Annotated in this window: 15 protein-coding genes; 8 read left to right on the top strand and 7 right to left on the bottom strand. The window is 36.3% G+C overall.

Features of this window, described 5'->3' with window-relative positions:
• The first annotated feature begins 31 nt into the window (after positions 1-31).
• The gene (locus LUA90_RS05480; RefSeq protein ID WP_231490585.1) at positions 32-841 is read left to right on the top strand and encodes a phosphatidate cytidylyltransferase; all 810 of its coding nucleotides are present in this window, start codon (positions 32-34) and stop codon (positions 839-841) included.
• A gap of 261 nt (positions 842-1,102) precedes the next feature.
• Here LUA90_RS05480 and LUA90_RS05475 read toward each other — a convergent pair whose 3' ends face one another.
• Entirely contained in the window at positions 1,103-1,774 is a 672-nt protein-coding gene (locus LUA90_RS05475) for a class I SAM-dependent methyltransferase (protein ID WP_231490584.1), read from the bottom strand.
• Positions 1,775-1,919: 145 nt separating this feature from the next.
• Here LUA90_RS05475 and LUA90_RS05470 point away from each other — a divergent pair, with 145 nt between their 5' ends.
• Positions 1,920-4,616, top strand: a complete 2,697-nt coding sequence (locus LUA90_RS05470) for a M14 metallopeptidase family protein (RefSeq protein ID WP_231490583.1) — start codon at positions 1,920-1,922, stop codon at positions 4,614-4,616.
• 59 nt (positions 4,617-4,675) lie between these two features.
• On the opposite strand, the gene LUA90_RS05465 is transcribed toward LUA90_RS05470, so the two are convergent.
• Positions 4,676-5,260: a hypothetical protein gene (locus LUA90_RS05465; protein ID WP_231458570.1), complete on the bottom strand. Its 585-nt coding sequence runs from the start codon at positions 5,258-5,260 to the stop codon at positions 4,676-4,678.
• 184 nt (positions 5,261-5,444) lie between these two features.
• On the opposite strand from LUA90_RS05465, the gene LUA90_RS05460 reads away from it, so the two are divergent.
• Positions 5,445-6,161, top strand: a complete 717-nt coding sequence (locus LUA90_RS05460) for a DsbA family oxidoreductase (RefSeq protein ID WP_231458569.1) — start codon at positions 5,445-5,447, stop codon at positions 6,159-6,161.
• Positions 6,162-6,292: 131 nt separating this feature from the next.
• On the opposite strand, the gene LUA90_RS05455 is transcribed toward LUA90_RS05460, so the two are convergent.
• On the bottom strand, positions 6,293-6,511 hold the full coding sequence (locus LUA90_RS05455; protein WP_370634276.1) for a DUF3820 family protein: 219 nt from the start codon (positions 6,509-6,511) through the stop codon (positions 6,293-6,295).
• Positions 6,511-9,849, bottom strand: a complete 3,339-nt coding sequence (mfd, locus tag LUA90_RS05450; RefSeq protein WP_231490582.1) for a transcription-repair coupling factor — start codon at positions 9,847-9,849, stop codon at positions 6,511-6,513. Before mfd ends, LUA90_RS05455 begins: the two co-directional genes overlap by 1 nt.
• Positions 9,850-10,089: 240 nt before the next feature.
• On the opposite strand from mfd, the gene LUA90_RS05445 reads away from it, so the two are divergent.
• The 5 genes from LUA90_RS05445 (at position 10,090) to LUA90_RS05425 (ending at position 14,476) form a co-directional block, all read left to right on the top strand.
• A complete protein-coding gene (locus tag LUA90_RS05445) occupies positions 10,090-10,392 on the top strand; it encodes a DUF2752 domain-containing protein (protein WP_231490581.1) in 303 nt (100 codons plus the stop codon).
• A 4-nt stretch (positions 10,393-10,396) separates the two neighbouring features.
• Positions 10,397-10,765 (top strand): NINE protein, encoded by a 369-nt coding sequence (locus LUA90_RS05440; RefSeq protein WP_231490580.1) that lies wholly within the window; start codon positions 10,397-10,399, stop codon positions 10,763-10,765.
• 244 nt (positions 10,766-11,009) lie between these two features.
• Positions 11,010-12,107, top strand: a complete 1,098-nt coding sequence (locus LUA90_RS05435; RefSeq protein WP_231490579.1) for a Nif3-like dinuclear metal center hexameric protein — start codon at positions 11,010-11,012, stop codon at positions 12,105-12,107.
• Complete coding sequence (locus tag LUA90_RS05430; RefSeq protein ID WP_231490578.1) at positions 12,107-12,850, top strand: zinc ribbon domain-containing protein; 744 nt, start codon at positions 12,107-12,109, stop codon at positions 12,848-12,850. The genes LUA90_RS05435 and LUA90_RS05430 overlap by 1 nt, the downstream gene beginning before the upstream one ends.
• 144 nt (positions 12,851-12,994) lie before the next feature.
• Positions 12,995-14,476 carry a tetratricopeptide repeat protein gene (locus LUA90_RS05425; protein WP_231490577.1) on the top strand — a complete coding sequence of 494 codons (1,482 nt, stop codon included), beginning with the start codon at positions 12,995-12,997 and terminating at the stop codon, positions 14,474-14,476.
• Here the strand turns inward: LUA90_RS05425 and LUA90_RS05420 are convergent.
• From LUA90_RS05420 to LUA90_RS05410, 3 genes are all read right to left on the bottom strand, one after another.
• Complete coding sequence (locus tag LUA90_RS05420) at positions 14,473-15,552, bottom strand: 3-oxoacyl-ACP synthase III family protein (RefSeq protein WP_231490576.1); 1,080 nt, start codon at positions 15,550-15,552, stop codon at positions 14,473-14,475. The genes LUA90_RS05425 and LUA90_RS05420 overlap by 4 nt on opposite strands.
• 69 nt (positions 15,553-15,621) lie before the next feature.
• Positions 15,622-16,263 carry a response regulator transcription factor gene (locus tag LUA90_RS05415; protein WP_231490575.1) on the bottom strand — a complete coding sequence of 214 codons (642 nt, stop codon included), beginning with the start codon at positions 16,261-16,263 and terminating at the stop codon, positions 15,622-15,624.
• On the bottom strand, positions 16,264-18,063 hold the full coding sequence (locus LUA90_RS05410) for a 7TM diverse intracellular signaling domain-containing protein (RefSeq protein WP_231490574.1): 1,800 nt from the start codon (positions 18,061-18,063) through the stop codon (positions 16,264-16,266).
• Positions 18,064-18,279: the final 216 nt, after the last annotated feature.

Here is an 18,279-nt window from a genome sequence, read left to right as displayed (position 1 = left end):
ATTATCCATCTACAGTTTTCTATTCTAAATCATGAAAACCAGAGCCATAACCGCTTTTTTCTTCACAATTGTAATGCTTGGATCCATCTTTCTTGGCTCCTATACCTTTACAATTTTCTACCTGATTTTAAGCGTACTATCCTTATTCGAGTTCTATAAGCTGATAAAAAACTCTGGCATTCGTCCGCATAGAAATATTGGAATAATTGCTGGTGCATTAATTTTTTTAATGGCAGCAGGATTGCATTATTTAGATTACGATGTTAAGTATTTATTGCTTTGTATTCCGCTCGTATTCTCGGTTTTTATTACCGAATTATATAAGAAAAACAAAATTCCCTTTGCTAATATCTCTTACACTTTTGTGGGCTTTGTTTATGTAACCATTCCTTTTTGCTTTTTTCATGCCTTAGGTTTTCTTCGCGATTGGAACGCTTACAATTTCCATTTACCGCTAGCTTTTCTATTAATGCTTTGGGCAAACGATACGGGTGCCTATATGTTTGGCGTTAAGTACGGAAAACGAAAGTTATTTGAGCGCCATTCACCAAAAAAAAGCTGGGAAGGCTTTTTTGGTGGCATGTTTACCAGCGCATTAGTGGCCTATGGTTTGTCATTTCTTTTTTTAGAACACAGCCCTGTAATTTGGGTTGGTATGGCAATTTTAATAGCGAGTTTCGGCACCCTGGGCGATTTAGTAGAATCTATGTTGAAACGTAGTTTGGACACCAAAGATAGCGGCGGTTTGCTTCCTGGCCATGGCGGCTTGTTAGATAGGTTTGATGGTTTACTCCTTGCAGCGCCGGTTGTTTACGCCTATTTATACCTGATTTTGTATTAGCGTTTGGAGAAACGTACGAAGTCTGTTGCTATGGTGTATAGACTTCTTAAGTTTTGCAAGACAAAATATTCTCTTTGAAAAGGCCCTGAAGCACATTAGAACTTCCTTCAGTCCGGCTTTTTGCTACAATCTTTTAAGCTTCTGTCATGCTGAGGTACGAAGCATCTGTTTCATAGGTTGCCGATGACAGCGATTCATCGTAACTGCAACTTTAAAAGGATTTCCGCTGCAATCCGGTTTATTTAACAAAATGCTGTGCTGCTATTTATGGCATATAGCGCTAAGCACATAATAATCGCGGTTAACCATAAAGCCTTTGCTGTTTTCAATGGCTTCGTTTTTATGCTCCGATTTTAAAATCTCAAAGCCAGCATTACTTAAAATCTCAAATGCTTTTAATTCATCATAAAGATTGAAACCAAATTTTGTAAAAGGCAAGGTTTCCATAAAGGTTTTATCTGCAAAGGCAATAATTAATAAGCCATTTGGCTTTAAAATCCGTCTAATTTCCTGAAGATATTGAAAAGGATTTTGCCAGAAATAAATCGTATTCACCGTAAATAATTTATCAAACTTATTATCCTCAAATGGTATAGTTTTGCCATCTGTTAAGGTAAAAGAAGCCAGCTTTTCTTTAATAAATTCGGCATTAATTTTCTCCGCCTCTGCGATGATGGTTTTAGAAATATCGACCCCGTAATAAGTTAAGTTTTCGGCACTATCTAAAATGTTGGCAACATGAGCTGCATTTCCATGTCCAATTTCTAAGATTACATCATTCGGCTTAAGCTTTAAAGCATCTATTGCACTACGAGTCATACCAATATTGCTATTGTTCATCATTTCGCCGGTTTTTATGCCATATTCACCATCGGGGCAGCTCAATTGGCGGGCAATTTCTTTCAAATGTTCTTCCGAAACTTCATTTTCCATTATGCAATTTAGCATAAGAATGCTTCAAATTTTATTCCTGCAAAAAAAACCGTAAGCGCTTATTTAAGTAACAAATTTACAGCAGAGAATTTAAAGCGGCTTTTCTCATTATATTTGATTCCAACCAACCAAACTTTCCCAAACTATGATTAAAAACTACTTTAAGAAGCTGTGCTTTGCCTTTTTAATTTTGAGTAGCACTGTGGTTGTTGCTCAAGAAGTGCCAAGCCCTAAAAGCCATTTCGGATTCGATATCGGCGATGATTACCAGCTTGCAAACTACACTCAAACAGAAGCTTATTTCAAAAAACTCGCTGAAACATCTAAAAGGGTTAAGCTTGTAGATATCGGTAAAACCGAAGAAGGCAGAAGCCAATATATGCTTGTGGTAAGCTCGCCAGAAAATTTAAAAAAATTAGAAAGATATAAGGAAATTTCGCAGGAATTGGCACATGCAGAAATAACCACCGAACAAGCAAAAGCGCTTGCACAAGAAGGTAAAGCTGTAGTGTGGATTGATGGAGGTTTGCATGCAACAGAGGTGGTTGGTGCACATCAGCTTATTCAAACGGCTTATGAATTTGCTTCTAAAACTGATGCTGAAACCATGAGAATTTTGGATAATGTGATTATCCTTTTTACACATGCCAACCCGGATGGGCAGGAACTTGTGGGCGATTGGTATATGCGTGAAAAAGATCCGAAGAAACGAACAACTTCTGGCTTACCAAGATTGTACGAGAAATATGCCGGACATGATAACAACCGAGATTTTTTCATGCTTAATTTGAAGGAAACGCAAAATATGGGACGCCAGCTTTTTGTAGAGTGGATACCTCAAATTATGTATAACCATCACCAGGCTGGTCCTGCGGGAACTATAGTGGCCGGACCGCCATACCGCGACCCATTTAATTACGTTTTTGACGCCACAATTTTGACAAGTTTAGATGCTGTTGGTGCAGCCATGCACAACCGCATGAATGTTGAAGGCAAACCTGGCTATACTCAAAGAGGTGGCTCTGTTTTTTCTACCTGGTATAACGGAGGCTTGCGTACCACTACGTATTTTCATAATATGATTGGCTTATTAACAGAAATTGTTGGTAGCCCCACACCTTCAGAAATTCCTTTGGTTCCTTCCAGGTTATTACCAAACGGAGATTCGCCAAATCCAATAACGCCTAGGAAATGGTTCTTTAAAAATTCAATAGATTATTCTGTTTCTTTAAATTATGCAGTTTTAGGCTACGCACAACGCTACCGCGATGAGTTGCTATTTAACATTTACAAAATGGGTAGAAACTCAATCGATAGAGGCAAAAAGGATTATTGGGCTTTCTCTCCGAAGAAAATTGACGCAATAAATGCTGCGGCTAAATCTCAAACCGCTACCGTTGGTGAATTCGGCAGAAGAACGATAAGTATAAAAGCCTTTGATACTGTGATGACTGCGCCTGCAAACCGCGACCCAAGAGGTTATATTTTATCAGCAGATCAGCCTGATTTTAACTCAGCAATTAAGTTTTTGAATGCATTAATCAGAACCGGTATTTTAGTTCAAAAAGCAACTACATCCTTTACGGTTGAAGGTAAGAAATACCCTGCCGGCAGTTATATTGTAAAAACAGATCAGGCTTTCCGTCCGCATGTTTTGGATATGTTTGAGCCACAAGACCACCCGAATGATTTTAAATACGAAGGTGCCGCACCTACAGCGCCTTATGATGCGGCTGGTTGGACCTTAGCTTATATGATGGATGTTAAATTTGATAGGTTTTTAAACGACTTTACTGGTCCGTTTGAGCGAATTCCTTTCGGACAGTTGTTAAAACCAGAAAATAAAATTCCCTCTGGTTCTGGTTATGTGTTAAGTGCTGCACAAAACGATTCTTACGTTGCAGTTAATGATTTACTAAAAGCAAAGGCTGATGTTTATCGTTCAACAGAAAATGGCGATTTTTATGTTTCAGCTTCAGGAAATACAAAGAGCATCCTTGAAAAAGCAAATGTTAAAATTAAATCAGCTTCGGCTCCGGCTAATAAAGTAAAAATTAACCCCGGAAGAATTGCAATTTGGGATACTTATGGTGGCTCAATGGCATCTGGTTGGGTGCGTTGGATGATGGAACAATACCATTACAACGCCACAATTATTTATCCGCAGGATATTGACGCAGGCAACTTAAAATCTAAATATGACGTGATTTTATTTGTAGGCGGCGCAATTCCTCCTTTACCTAGCGCAGCATCTACTGGACGTGGGGGTGGTGGTTTTGGTGCTCAAACGGCTCAAAATATTCCGGATGAGTACAAGAAACAAACAGGAAGAATCACTCCGGATAAATCAGTTCCACAAATAAAAAAATTTTTAGAAGAAGGTGGAAATGTGATAACAATTGGTTCTAGTACCAATCTGGCTTATCATTTAAACTTACCGGTTCGCAATGCGATGGTAGAAATTGTTAATGGAACAGAAAAAAGACTTCCAGACGAAAAATATTATGTGCCGGGAAGTGTACTAAATGTTGAGGTTGATAATGCTCAATCTGCAAATTGGGGTATGGAAAAAGAAGCTGATATTTATTTCGACAATAGCCCGGTTTTTAAATTAACCGGCGATGCCATTGTAAATGGTAAAATTAAGCCTTTAATGTGGTTTAACACTGCTACACCATTACGTAGCGGTTGGGCATGGGGGCAAGCCTATTTGCAAGATGGTGTTACTGCTTTTGAAGCCAAAATTGGTAAAGGAAAACTACTCGCTTTTGGCCCGGAGATTGCATTTAGAGCGCAAACACACGGAACTTTCAAACTGATTTTTAATCAGCTGTATAAATAATAGCCAACAATAAAGCCACCTAAATTTTAAGGTGGCTTTATTGTTAATTTTAGATAATATTAAGATTTTGAGTAGGGAAAATTTCTTGAAACTTTTCTCATCATGTGTTCAACCAGATCATCCGTTGAAGTTGTAATACTATCGTTCATCGTTTTGAAAAATCTCCATAATAAATCACCTGATGAACCGCTATTTAAGGTTAAGGTAAGTGTACCAGTTCCGGTTTTACCGCCAAAGCCTCCAAATAAAACAGCAGACGCAATAGCGCCGGCTTCAGATTTAGTTTGTTCTGTCTCAAAGTTTCCACCTAAAATCGCATCAACACCTAAAATTTTAGCAAGTTCGTCTTTCGTCATTTCATCTAACTTATCTTGCACGCCAGCTTTTTTAAGCAAAATATTTGTCTTGTCAGGATCTTGAAATTCAACGGTATAATCCGATGATTTCCTCAATAAGAAAGTATACATACTCGATTGAATAGACTTCGACATGGTTCTTTCCTGATCGCGATTGGCTTCTACGCTGAAACTTTTTGGCTGTTTTTTGTAAGAAATTTTGGTAATAAAAGGGATAATCGCAACAGTTTTGTGAGCTGTTTTCTCTGCCTTAAGTTTTGGGCTTTCAAATTTGTTTTGAGCCTTCAAATTGTGCTTTTGCCGCAAAGCTAGCGCCAAATGCTAAGAGCATTAAAATAGTTTTCTTCATAATTTTTGTTTGGTTTAAACGATAAAAATAATTAAAAATTTAGATTGGCAAACACATTTGCGCATAAAATTGATTTTACTTTTGGCTTACTTAGCTTCAAAATGAATCTCCTAATTTTACAAGATGAAAGTAGAAATCTGGTCGGATGTTATGTGTCCGTTTTGCTATATCGGTAAACGTCATTTTGAGCAGGCAATTGAGCAACTGCCGTTTAAAAATGAAATAGAGGTTGAATGGAAAAGCTATCAGCTTAATCCGGAATATCATAACATAAACAACGAAACTATTTACGATTATTTATCGCGAAGTAAGGAAATGCCAATTGAGCAGGCTAAGCAGATGACCAAACAGGTTGTTGATATGGCAACAAATGCCGGCTTGACTATAAATTTTGATAAAAATATTCCCGCCAATACTTTTGATGCACACCGAATAATTCATTTGGCGGCCAAGCACGATTTGCAGGATTTTGCTGAAGAAAAACTTTTTGAAGCTCATTTTGTGAACGGTTTAAACTTAGGTGAACAATCGGTTTTACTTGACATTGCAGAAGAAATTGGCCTAGATAGACTAGAGGCTGAGGCGGTTTTGAACGGAAATGAATTTGCCGAAGCCGTTCGATATGATGTTTATGAAAGCCAAAATTTGGGCATTCGCGGCGTTCCATATTTTGTAATGGATAGAAAGTTTGGCGTTTCAGGTGCTCAACCTGTACAAGCATTTTCTGATGCTTTAACACAAAGTTTTACAGAGTGGAAATTGGCGCAGCCTAAAACACAAATAACTTCGTTAAACAAAAATGATGACGCTATTTGTGATGAAAATGGGTGTGAGATATAGATTATTCTCCCGCAGATTACGCTAATCAACGCAGATATAGAAAGTTCCGTCATTGCCTCGCAATGATGATTTCTCTAAAGGATTTGCTTCGAATAGCTTTGTGCCCTCAAAGGCCAAAACGTAAAATCTAATTATCCCCCTTTCTTCAATGGCGTTAACAAATATTCCAATCCATTAACCCGAATTTCGAACATTGTTGCCATCAAATCGCCCAGTTTTCCCTTTGGAAAACCCTTATCTTTATACCAAAGCAAATAACTTTCGGGGACGTTGCAAATCAAATAGCCTTTATATTTTCCATAAGGCATTTGCATTTTTACCAAATCGAGCAGTAGTGTAGAATCCAACATTAATCAATTAATTCTAATACTTGTATGGCCTCATCTACATTTGAAATGTTATCAAAAGCAATTCTTAAGGTGTTTTTAACTTCTTTTAAATTACACATTCGTGGATGATTTTGAGCAAAACTTAAAATCTTAGTAAACGTTTCGGTGTCGAAATATTTCGATTGTTTATCGCTTAAAAAGTAACCACGCAAACTGTTTTTCTTAAAGCTGATTTTCTCGAAACCTAACTTTTTGCCTAACCACTGTAACTTAACCACGCTAAGCATCGTTTTTACCTGCGGCGGAACCGGTCCAAATCTATCAGCTAAATGCTTTTCAAATATGGCTAAATCCGTTTCGTTTTCCAGCTTAGATAACTCTGTATAAAGGTTGTAGCGCTCTGTAATGTTGGTAATGTAAGCATCAGGAATGTAAAGCTCTAAATCGGTATCAACTTGCGTAAACCCAACAAACGGACGAGCGGGTTCATTTTCAAATAAACCTTTAAATTCAGCTTCCTTTAACTCCTGAATAGCTTCATCTAAAATTTTATGGTACATTTCAAAACCAATTTCTGCAATGAAGCCACTTTGTTCGGCGCCTAATAAATTTCCACTACCGCGGATATCTAAATCTCGCATCGCAACATTAAAACCGCTGCCCAAATCAGAAAATTCCTCAATAGCGCTAAGTCGTTTTCTGGCTTCAGAAGTTAGGGTTGATAAAGGCGGCGAAAGCAAATAACAAAACGCCTTTTTATTGCTTCGGCCAACACGACCACGCATTTGGTGTAAATCGCTCAAGCCAAACATGTGTGCATGGTTGATGATAATTGTGTTGGCATTTGGAATGTCTAAACCTGCTTCGATGATGGTTGTGGCAACCAGAACATCTTTTTCTCCGTTGATAAAATCAAGCATCACATCTTCTAAAGCATCGCCATCTAACTGACCATGGGCAATACCAATTCTGGCTTTTGGTACCAATTTCTGAATCAAACCGCCCAATTGCATCAAGTCGTTAACCCGGTTATGAATAAAAAATGCCTGTCCGCCTCTATCCAATTCAAACTGAATCGCTTCCTGAATTAATTTATCATTAAAAACGTGTAGTTCTGTACTAACGGGCTGCCTGTTTGGTGGCGGTGTGCTGATAATCGATAAATCCCTTGCACCCATTAAAGAAAAATGCAAGGTTCGTGGAATCGGCGTAGCCGTTAGCGTTAACGTATCAACATTAACGCGTAAGGCTTTTAATTTTTCTTTCGCGGTTACACCAAATTTTTGCTCTTCATCAATAATCATGATGCCTAAATCCTTAAACTTAACATCTTTGCTAAGCAAGCGGTGTGTACCAATTAAAATATCAACCTTTCCTGAAGCCGCCTCTGCAAGCGTATCTTTAATTTGCTTACTGGTTTTAAAGCGGTTTATATAATCAACCGTAACCGGAAAATCTTTTAAGCGGGAAGAAAACGTTTTAAAATGTTGTAAGGCTAAAATAGTAGTCGGGACTAAAATTGCTGCTTGTTTACCTTCTGCAACGGCTTTAAAAGCCGCACGAACGGCAATTTCGGTTTTACCAAAACCTACATCTCCACAAACCAATCTATCCATTGGATGTGGCGATTCCATGTCTTTTTTTACATCAAGTGTAGCTTTTAACTGGTCTGGTGTATCCTCATAAATAAAAGATGCTTCTAGTTCCGTTTGCAAATAACCATCGGGAGAAAAAGCGGTTCCTGCCTGTGTTTTGCGTAAAGCGTAAAGCTTAATCAGATCCCGGGCAATATCTTTAACTTTTTTTTTAGTGGTTTTTTTTAGCTTGTCCCAGGCATCGGTACCCAATTTATTCATTTTAGGTACGCCACTATCTTTACCGCTGTATTTCGCAATGCGATTTAAAGAGTTAATGTTTACATACAACAAATCATTATCTGCATAAATTAAACGAATCATTTCCTGCGTTTTTCCGTTTACTTCAACCTTTTCTAAACCTGCATATTTTCCAATTCCATGGTCAATATGGGTAACATAATCGCCAGATTTAAGCTCTCTTAAATCTTTTAAAGTTATAGCCTGACTTTTCTGATAACCCTTTTTAAGCTTGTATTTGTAGTAACGATCGAAAATTTGATGATCGGTGTAGAAAGCGGTTTGAATTTGTGCATCAACAAAGCCCTCACGCAACATGCTATTTATTGGTGTAAACTTTGCACTTTTATCAATATCATCTAAAATGGCATACAAACGCTCAATTTGCTTAGGCGAATCAGTAAAAATGAAGTTTACGATACCAGCCTTTTCGTTTTCTTTTAAGTTGTGAATGAGTAGGTTAAAATCCTTATTAAAAGACGGCTGTGGACGAGTTTCAAACTCAAAACGATTATCCGTTTGATAAAAAAACTGCTTACCAAATTCTATAATCGGGAAATCCTGAAGATGGTCGCCTAAAAGCTTCTCATCCGTAAAAGCAAATTTCGGGTCAATCCACTCGGGGTTTTGAGTTTTATCATTTGCCGATAAAGCCTTCCAAAGTTCAACAGCCTTTTTATAACCTGCTTTTACAATGTCGAGGGTAAATTCAATATCCTTAAACCAAAGTTGGGTATCAGCATCAATGTAATCTAAAATGCTGATGTTACTTTCTGTTAAAAACTTCGCCTGTACATTTGGCACAATGGTAAGCGATTTAGTGTCGGCAACCGAAAGCTGACTTTCGATATCAAAACTACGAATGCTTTCTACTTCATCGCCAAAAAATTCTATTCGGAAAGGTAAATCCGAAGAAAAAGAAAATATATCTACAATACCACCACGGATGGAAAACTGCCCTGGTTCGTATACAAAATCACGGCGGTCGAAATCGTAATCAATTAAAAATTCATTAATAAAATCGATGCCAAGCTTTGCGCCAACTGCAATTTCTAAAGTGTTTTTTTCTAGTGCAGAACGGTCAATAACCTTTTCGGCAATAGCTTCAGGGTAAGAAACCACAATTTTTCCATATTCAGAATCGTGGTTAAGCTCATTCAAAACTTCGGCACGGGCCAAAACATTTGCCGTATCTACCTGAGTAAAATCAAACGATTTACGATATGAAGATGGGAAAAGTAAAACCTGCTTATCCAACACGCTTTCCAAATCCGATTGAAAATAAGCGGCTTCTTCCCTATCAGGAAAAATAAACAATAAAGGTTTATGAAGTAAAAAATATGAAGAAAGTGCAACGACAGCATCGGCAGAGCCTACTAATCCTTTTAATTGAATTTTCGGGTTTTTTGCTGAATTCAGCGCTTTTGTAAAAGCTGTAACCCTGTCGTCGGTTTTGTATCGGTTTATTAAATCGCGGATATTCACTAACACAAATTTAAGGTTTATTTCTCAATTGAGCTTTCTATTATAGAATTAACCGTGAACCTGCATTAAGGTTTTTTACATACTTTTGATTTTCGAAAAAAGTAATTCAAAAATCCATGAACTCAAACTCTTCGAATTAAAAAAGTAATTTGTCGTTATTTAACGCCCATTCGTCGAATTAGGGCCAAAATCTGTAACAAAACATTCTTAAAAGCCTCTAAACCATATAAATTGATAACAATGAAATACTTTAAAAGCTTCCCGATAGAATTATTTTTCTGGGTAACAGCTTTAAGTTTATTAGCAGTAGCTAATACTCATGAGCATCATTTTACGCTTTGCCCGCTGGCAAATTTAGGTTTTGAAAGTTGGTGCCCCGGTTGCGGCTTAGGACGTTCGATAAGCCATATTTTTCACGGAGAATTTGCCGAAAGTTTTAAACAACATTGGTTTGGATTTCCGGCGCTGGCAATATTAGGTTACAGAATTATAATTTTAGCAAATAACGTAGTACAACATAAACACACAATATCAAAAATATAATATTATGGACATTTATCAATCACCTCTAATGTCGTTACCAGGTATAACGCCAGAAGAATATTCATACTTACAACAAGCAACCACAGGTTTAAACGAGCAGCAATTGCGTAACTTTTTAATGGTTTACAGCAGCAAAAGGAAAAACCCATCAGATATGTTAATTTTCTGTATCATAGGTTTATTATTAGTTCCCGGTTTACAGCGCTTTATTATCGGTCAAATCGGAATGGGATTACTGTATTTGTTTACAATCGGATTGTGTTTTATCGGTTCTATTGTAGATATCATTAATCATAAACAATTAGCTTTTGAGCACAACCAAAAAATGGCTTTCGAAAGCTTACAAATGGTTAGAATGGGTGGCTTCCAATAATTTCTTTTTTGAAAAGCAACTTCAGTTCAATAGTTAAGCGTTCGTCCCGCTATACATTTTCAAGTCCGCTCCCGAAACAAGTTCGGGATTGCGGGCTTTTCATTTCTATCGGGTTTAGAATCGAAAGTTCTGCGTTTCTTAGCCTGGGTTTTTCCCCTCCTAAAGCCTAATGTTATTAACTTAAGAAAACGCATAATAAAAATTCCTTTCGAACAAAAAACCTCAAATTTTCTATCTTTATACCATGAGATTATCAGAAATTACAAACTACCTCGAAAGTATTGCGCCTTTAAATTACCAGGAAGATTATGATAATTCTGGTTTAATTGTTGGCGACCCGAATATGGAAATTCGTGCAGCTTTGGTGGCTCTTGATTGTGTAGAAAAAATTGTTGATGAAGCAATTTCTACCGGTTGTAATCTTATCATTACCCATCACCCAATTGTTTTTAAAGGCTTAAAAAAATTTAATGGCAAAAACTATGTAGAACGAGTTGTTTTAAAAGCGATAAAAAACAATGTAGCCTTATATGCCATTCATACCAATTTAGATAGTGTACATACCGGAGTTAACGCCCGCATTTGCGATAGATTAGGCTTAACCGGAATTAAAGTTTTAGCGCCAAAGTCAGGTATTTTAAAAAAGCTGGTTACGTTTTGTCCGCAAGCGCAGGCAGAACAATTAAGGCAGGCACTATTTTACGCAGGTGCCGGCAATATTGGTAATTATAGTGAAACCAGTTTTAACGCCAACGGCATAGGCACATTTAAAGCAAACGATGATGCAAACCCTTATGTGGGTGAACGAGGCGCCCAGCATCACGAAGCTGAAATTCGTATTGAAACCATTTTTCCGGTACAATCTCAAAGAAAAATTTTGGTTGCGCTTTTCGAAAATCATCCTTACGAAGAAGTGGCTTACGATATTTATAATCTTGAAAATAAGCATCAGCAAGTTGGCTCGGGCATGTTGGGTTGGTTGGAATATGATATGGAAGCCTATGATTTTTTGCACATGGTAAAAGATAAAATGAATGCAAAAGTGGTTCGCCATACATCGGTTTTACCTAAAAGGATAAAAAAAGTTGCGGTTTGTGGTGGCTCTGGTAGTTTTCTGTTAAAGGAAGCCATTGCAGCCGGAGCAGATGCTTTTATTACTGCAGATTTTAAATATCATGAGTTTTTTGATGCAGAAGAAAAAATCATCATCGCCGACATCGGACACTTTGAAACTGAACAATTTACATCAAATTTATTGGTTGAAATTATTCAGAAAAAATTTACTAACTTTGCAATCCGTTTAACGGAGCAAAATACAAACCCCATAAATTACTTGTTTTAATGGAACAAACCGTAGAACAAAAGCTAAAAGCTTTATACGAATTACAAAATATCCACACAAAAATCGATAAAATCCGTCAGGTTAGAGGTGAGTTGCCAATGGAAGTTGCCGACCTTGAGGATGATGTGTTAGGATTAGAAACCAGAATCCAGAAAATTAAGTCAGAGCTTGATGATTTAGAAGATTCTATCGTAACCCGTAAAAATACTATTAAAGATGCGCAAGCAGCGATAAAAAGATACGATACTCAATTAAAAGAAGTTAAAAATAATCGTGAATACGATGCTTTAACTAAAGAAATTGAGATTCAAGGATTAGATATTCAGGTGTCTGAAAAGAAAATTAGAGAACACGGTTTCGAAATCACTTCTAAAACTGAAATTTACCAGGCTGCATTAGCTGAGCTAGAAGGTAGAAAGAAAGACTTAGAGGTTAAAAAAGGCGAATTGAACGTAATTACTTCAGAAACTGAAAAAGAAGAACAAGCTTTACAAGCTAAAGCAGATAAATCTGAACCAGCTATTGAAGAACGTTTATTAGTTGCATACAAACGTTTACGCAAAAATGCTGTAAATGGTTTAGCTGTTGTAACTATCGATCGTGATTCATGTTCAGGATGTTTCAACCAGATTCCGCCTCAGCGCCAATTAGACATTCGTCAACGTAAAAAAATTATTGTTTGCGAGCACTGCGGACGTATTTTAGTTGATGAAGCCTTAACGCAAGAAGTTGCTGAAGCTTAATCTTAAATAAAATTTTTAAAAAGGCCTTGAAAATTTCAAGGCCTTTTTGTTTTTAGCGCAAAATCGCTGCTATTTGTGATTATATTCGATTTAAGGAACAATATTTGCTCAAGAGCATTAAAATTTATACCCGAACATTAAGGCATGACTAAAACCTTACGATTACTTTTTTTAATCGCTCTCCTAACCCCCTTTTCTGCATTTTCAAATTTCGATTTTAATGCAAATTGTCTTAATGCTTATAAAAGTATCTTCGAATTAAAACTTGGCAATGCCAGGGCATATATCTCCACAGAGAAAAAACTCAGACCAAATAATGCTATTATTCCGCTTCTCGAAAATTATGTAGATTATTTTGTACTCATTACATCAGATAGCAAGGCAGACTTCGATAGGTTAAAAGGTAATAAAGCTGCCCGCTTAGATAAAATAAGTGATGACGATAAAAATTCGCCTTATTATCTATATGCTCAGGCGGAAATAAACCTTCAATGGGCATTGGCCAGGGGCCGTTTTGGTGAATATTTTAATGCTGCGATGGAAATTCGTAAGGCGAATAATCTTTTACAGGAAAACGCCAGGAAATTTCCAAATTTTATACTTAACAGCAAGGGTTTAGGGTTAATTAACGCGGTTATGGGTAATTTACCTGATGGCGCACTAAAGAGCACATTGGCTACTTTTGGCATAAAAGGAAATTTGCAGAACGGCTTAAATACTTTAGATAAGCTTGCAGAAAGTTTGCCAAAAACCAGCTACGAACCCTTTTACGAAGAATTGGTTTTCTATTACGCTTATGTTCTGAGTGATGTGGCGCATAGTCCATCTGCTTATTCAAAAACCATGAAATTTACCGAACGTATCGCCGATTCTAGTTTATTGAAAAGCTATTTACGAGGATATATTTGTATAAAAACCGGCCATAATGATGAGGCCATCTCAATTTTATCAAAAAGACCAGAAGGCGCAACTTATTCCGCTTTCCCATACCTTGAATATTTGGAAGGCGTAGCGCACTTAAATAAACTGGATTTAAGTGCCTCAGGCTATTTAAATAAATTTTTACAAAGTAATAAAGGCGTAAATTATATCAAAGATTCAAACCTTAGGTTAGCCTGGATATCACTTTTAAAAGGGGATAAAAATGGTTATACATCTTATGCAAAAAAAGCAGTTGATGGAGGCTACAGTTACTACGATAAGGACAAACAAGCGCAAAGCGAAGCAATGGCTCCAGCTCCGCCAATTGATTTATTGAAAGCGAGATTGTTGTTTGACGGCGGATATTTTACTAAAGCGCTGCAACAATTAGATGGCAAAGATGCAGGAAACTATTCATCTGATAAAGATAAAACCGAATTTACCTATCGGATGGGTCGTATTAATGATGATTTGGGTAAGGACGATACCGCAATTAATTACTATCAATCTACCATAAACCAGGGTCGGAATTTAAAATATTTTTTTGCCGCCAACGCAGCCTTACAAATGGGTAAGGTTTATGAGAAAAAGGGAAATAAGGCGAAAGCTAAAGAGGCTTTCAATACTGCAATAGCCATGAAAAATCATGAATATGAAAACAGTATTGAAAGCCAGGCAAAAGCCGGATTAAAACGGCTTAATTAAAATTTGTAGATAAAGGCATTGATGTGCATCCCGGCGCCAACTGAAGCGAATACGGCAACATCGCCTTTTTTAACTTTGTAACCTTTAACCTGTTCTTTTAAAACCAAATCTAAAAGCGTTGGTACAGTTGCAACGCTGCTGTTTCCTAGCCAGGAAATCGTCATAGGAACCAGATTTTCTGGTACACTATCTAAACCATAAAGTTTAAACAGTCGTTTCATAATAGCTGCATCCATTTTACCATTTGCCTGATGAACGAACACGATGTTTACATCTTCAACGCTTAGCCCAGCTTTATCAATAGCCTTTTTAATAACTTGTGGAACCTGAACTACCGCAAACTCGTAAAGTTTACGGCCATTCATTTTGAGGTATAAATTACCATTTGTTTCTTCAGGATGAAAACCTTTGCCCATTGTTAACAGGTTGCCATAATTTACGGCATGGGTTTCTGTTTTATGTGCGAGTATTCCATTTTTGGTATCAGCTTCATCTTCCGCTTGAAAAATTACTGCACCGGCGCCATCAGAGAAAATCATGCTATCTCTATCGTGTGGGTCAATAATTCTGGAGAGTGTTTCTGCACCAATCACTAAAACTCGTTTTGCATCACCACTTTTTATGTAATAATCGGCCTGTATTGCGCCTTGTACCCATCCAGGGCAACCAAAAATGATGTCGTAGGCTACACAATCAGGATTTAAAATGCCCAATTGCTGTTTTACTTTTGATGCAAGAGAAGGCAGAATATCGGTGCGGTTACTGTTTAGCGGAACATCGCCGAAATTGTGGCAGAAAATAATATAATCTAATGTTTCCTTATCTATACCTGCATTTTCGATAGCGCTCTCTGCAGCTTTTGCGCCAATCTGGTTGTTTTGTAAATCCGAACACACGTATCTTCGTTCAACGATTTCTGTGATTTCGGAAAATTTGTGAATAATTTCTGCGTTTTCCTTTTCTAAACGACTTCCGTTCTCAAAAAATGTAGAATTTAAAAATTCATCACCAGAAATAATATTTTCAGGAATATAGCTCCCGGTTCCGGTAATCACTGTATTAATTGTTTTGCTCATAATTATAATACCGCATACTAAAACGGTATGTAGTATAAAACTATGGTTAATAAATTATAAATGGAAATTTTATGATAGATTATTTTCTTTAGCGAAGTTAAGCAGACCATTCTTATTATCTACATTTAACTTTTGTATCATGTTTTTTCTGTGTGTATCAACAGTAAAAATGCTAATATAAAGTTTAGTTGCAATTTGCGAAGAAGAAAAGTTATTTCCAATCAACTTTAATATTTCAACTTCTCTGTGCGTAAGATTGTGCTTCTTTAAAAACCCATCAGATAAGGTAAATTCGTTCTTTGGCAAACATGGCTCCAATGGTTGTTTAAAATATGTCTTTCCATCATAAATATCATTAATTACGGAGAATAACAATTCAGAATCGGTGTCTTTTGGTAAATAACCTTTAATCCCAAGCTTTTTTAAATCAGCGTTAAGCGTAACAGTATTATACATTGATAAGACTAGAATTTTAAGAAACGGATATAGATTGATAACTTTTTCTGAAGCAATCTGACCATCCATAATTGGCATGTTTAAATCCATTATCAATACATCAGGCTGAAATGAATTTAACAGGTGGAGCGCTTCCTTACCATTTGAAGCTTTTCCAATAACCTCAAAATTTTTTTGTTTTGATAATAGTACGCACAAACCTTCTAAAAAAAGCTTATGATCATCAACAACTATTATTTTTATTTTAGGTTCCATTTAATGTGGAATTTGTATGGTTATGGTTGTTCCTTTCTTATTGCTGTCAATGTAAAGAGCGCCTTTTAAGTAATTTATTCTTGATGAAATGTTGTTTAAACCAATACCCTCGGCCTTTTTGTTTACATCAAAACCAATTCCGTTATCTTCGGTCATAATTACAATTTGTTGCTCGTTAGATAGCAATTGCACACTAGCTTTATTGGCATAGGCATGCTTCTCAATATTATTTATCAGTTCTTTTATAATTCTGTAGATAGAAAGTTCTAATTCAGGATTGATGGAGTTTTGTACGTCATGAACAAATTCATAATTAATGTTGCTGGTTTGCCTTAAATAAATAAACTGTTCGTTAAGTGCAGTTACCAGCCCAAGTTTTTCTAAATTTTTAGGCATTAAATCATGTGCTATTTCTCTTAGGTTTAAGCAAGCCTTTTCAATCATGGTAATTGTTTGCGCATAAAATTGTTTATTTTTTTCGCTCAAATCGCTAATGTTACTCTTAAAAGCCGTAATGTTTAATTTAATTGCAGATAGGGTGCCTCCAAGGTCGTCATGCAAATCTTGAGCTAACCTTGTCCGCTCGTTTTCCTGCGCTGTAAATACATCATCAACCAAGGCAATTTCAAGCTTTGCTTTCTGTTGCTCTAAAATTTTCTTTTGGTTCTTTAAAAAATTATAGCGCTGGGTTAGCGCAAAAGAAAGGAAAACAATTTCAACTGTTAATCCAATAACTAAGCCTGTTGTATTGTAAATGTAGAAAGTAGTAATACCCATTGCGTTCAACACGTAATTTAATATACCAAGCAGCAAAATCAGCATGGCAATTAGGTAGTACCATGCAATTTTATAACCCTTTATAATTCTTTCTGCAGCACAGGCTATTAGTATAATTACGGTGATAATTGCGATAAAATTTGCGGCGTAAAAATTAATCTTTTCCCATAAAAAATTAGCTTTAAACAATAAAAATATGGGTATTATCATTAAGCTATAACACAAATATTTATATCCGTTAGCTAAAAAGTATAGGCTACTATTCTCTTTTGTTTGATTAACGAAAAGTTGCATTACCTGTACCAACAATGCCGAACCTGCAAAGGCTATAATATGCCTGAGATAATCTTGCAAGTTTGGAATATTTGGATAAAGCCATTGAAAGGAAAAACCCTCATCCTCTAGATTAAAAATAAGCATGCAAAATACATACAATGCATAATAAATGTGAATCTTATCTCTTAACGAAACAAAAAGCAGGATGTTAAAAACGATTGCAAAGAGGTATATCCCTACAAAAACACCAAACAAAATAAAAAAGCTTACTTCATTATGTATCATAGAAAAATCTCTGCCTAAACTAAAGGGAATAACCATATTCTGACCGCGTTTATCGGCCCAGAGAAAATATGTTGCCTTTTCTTTAGCTTTTAATTTTATAGGATATAAATAAGTATGGTAATTTATAGGCCGCTGACTAAACCTGAAATGATCGCCGGTTTGCTGCATTGCCGTAATTTTACCGATACTATCCAATTTAAAAAGTTGTAAACGGTTTAGGCCATTACTTTTTTCGTTAAAAAACAGATTTACAGTTTCATTTAAAGTGTTTTCCAAATCAAATGCAAGCCACCAATAACTTTGAGTAAATCCTTTATTTAGTGTAGTATTTGGCGCTAAGGATTGGAGCTTGCTTTCCTTTTTTAGGCTGATTAAGGTATCAACCGTTGCATTAAGCTTTTTATCTTCATAGTAAAACGTTTTGCTCTGTATGTCGAAAGTATTTTCGCTATTAATCAGCACAGGATTATAATTTTGCGCTTTACAGGCAAAAAATGTTACTATCAGCAAAAAATGAATGCAGAGCGCCCTCATAATATTCGTTGATGTTTGGTTTTGGTGTTATTGTAATTAGTATTAAATATAGGCTTTATATCACCCTAAAAAAAATACCTAATACTCGGTATATACGAGCCAAAACTTTGCCTTTAACTTTATATCAGAAATAAAGACAAATAA

Origin of the sequence: Pedobacter sp. Leaf170, assembly GCF_920984665.1 — a bacterium.
Taxonomy (GTDB): domain Bacteria; phylum Bacteroidota; class Bacteroidia; order Sphingobacteriales; family Sphingobacteriaceae; genus Pedobacter.
Note: the sequence above shows the minus strand (reverse complement) of the source record. Positions and strands in the feature narration are given on the sequence as shown.

What these genes read in the sequence shown, in the direction of transcription:
- LUA90_RS05415 (WP_231490575.1), bottom strand. Translation starts at nt 16,263, where the DNA reads ATGGAACCTAAAATAAAAATAATAGTTGTTGATGATCATAAGCTTTTT.
- LUA90_RS05480 (WP_231490585.1), top strand. Translation starts at nt 32, where the DNA reads ATGAAAACCAGAGCCATAACCGCTTTTTTCTTCACAATTGTAATGCTT.
- LUA90_RS05440 (WP_231490580.1), top strand. Translation starts at nt 10,397, where the DNA reads ATGGACATTTATCAATCACCTCTAATGTCGTTACCAGGTATAACGCCA.
- LUA90_RS05455 (WP_370634276.1), bottom strand. Translation starts at nt 6,511, where the DNA reads ATGTTGGATTCTACACTACTGCTCGATTTGGTAAAAATGCAAATGCCT.
- LUA90_RS05430 (WP_231490578.1), top strand. Translation starts at nt 12,107, where the DNA reads ATGGAACAAACCGTAGAACAAAAGCTAAAAGCTTTATACGAATTACAA.
- LUA90_RS05435 (WP_231490579.1), top strand. Translation starts at nt 11,010, where the DNA reads ATGAGATTATCAGAAATTACAAACTACCTCGAAAGTATTGCGCCTTTA.
- LUA90_RS05470 (WP_231490583.1), top strand. Translation starts at nt 1,920, where the DNA reads ATGATTAAAAACTACTTTAAGAAGCTGTGCTTTGCCTTTTTAATTTTG.
- LUA90_RS05420 (WP_231490576.1), bottom strand. Translation starts at nt 15,552, where the DNA reads ATGAGCAAAACAATTAATACAGTGATTACCGGAACCGGGAGCTATATT.
- LUA90_RS05445 (WP_231490581.1), top strand. Translation starts at nt 10,090, where the DNA reads ATGAAATACTTTAAAAGCTTCCCGATAGAATTATTTTTCTGGGTAACA.
- LUA90_RS05475 (WP_231490584.1), bottom strand. Translation starts at nt 1,774, where the DNA reads ATGGAAAATGAAGTTTCGGAAGAACATTTGAAAGAAATTGCCCGCCAA.
- LUA90_RS05460 (WP_231458569.1), top strand. Translation starts at nt 5,445, where the DNA reads ATGAAAGTAGAAATCTGGTCGGATGTTATGTGTCCGTTTTGCTATATC.
- LUA90_RS05425 (WP_231490577.1), top strand. Translation starts at nt 12,995, where the DNA reads ATGACTAAAACCTTACGATTACTTTTTTTAATCGCTCTCCTAACCCCC.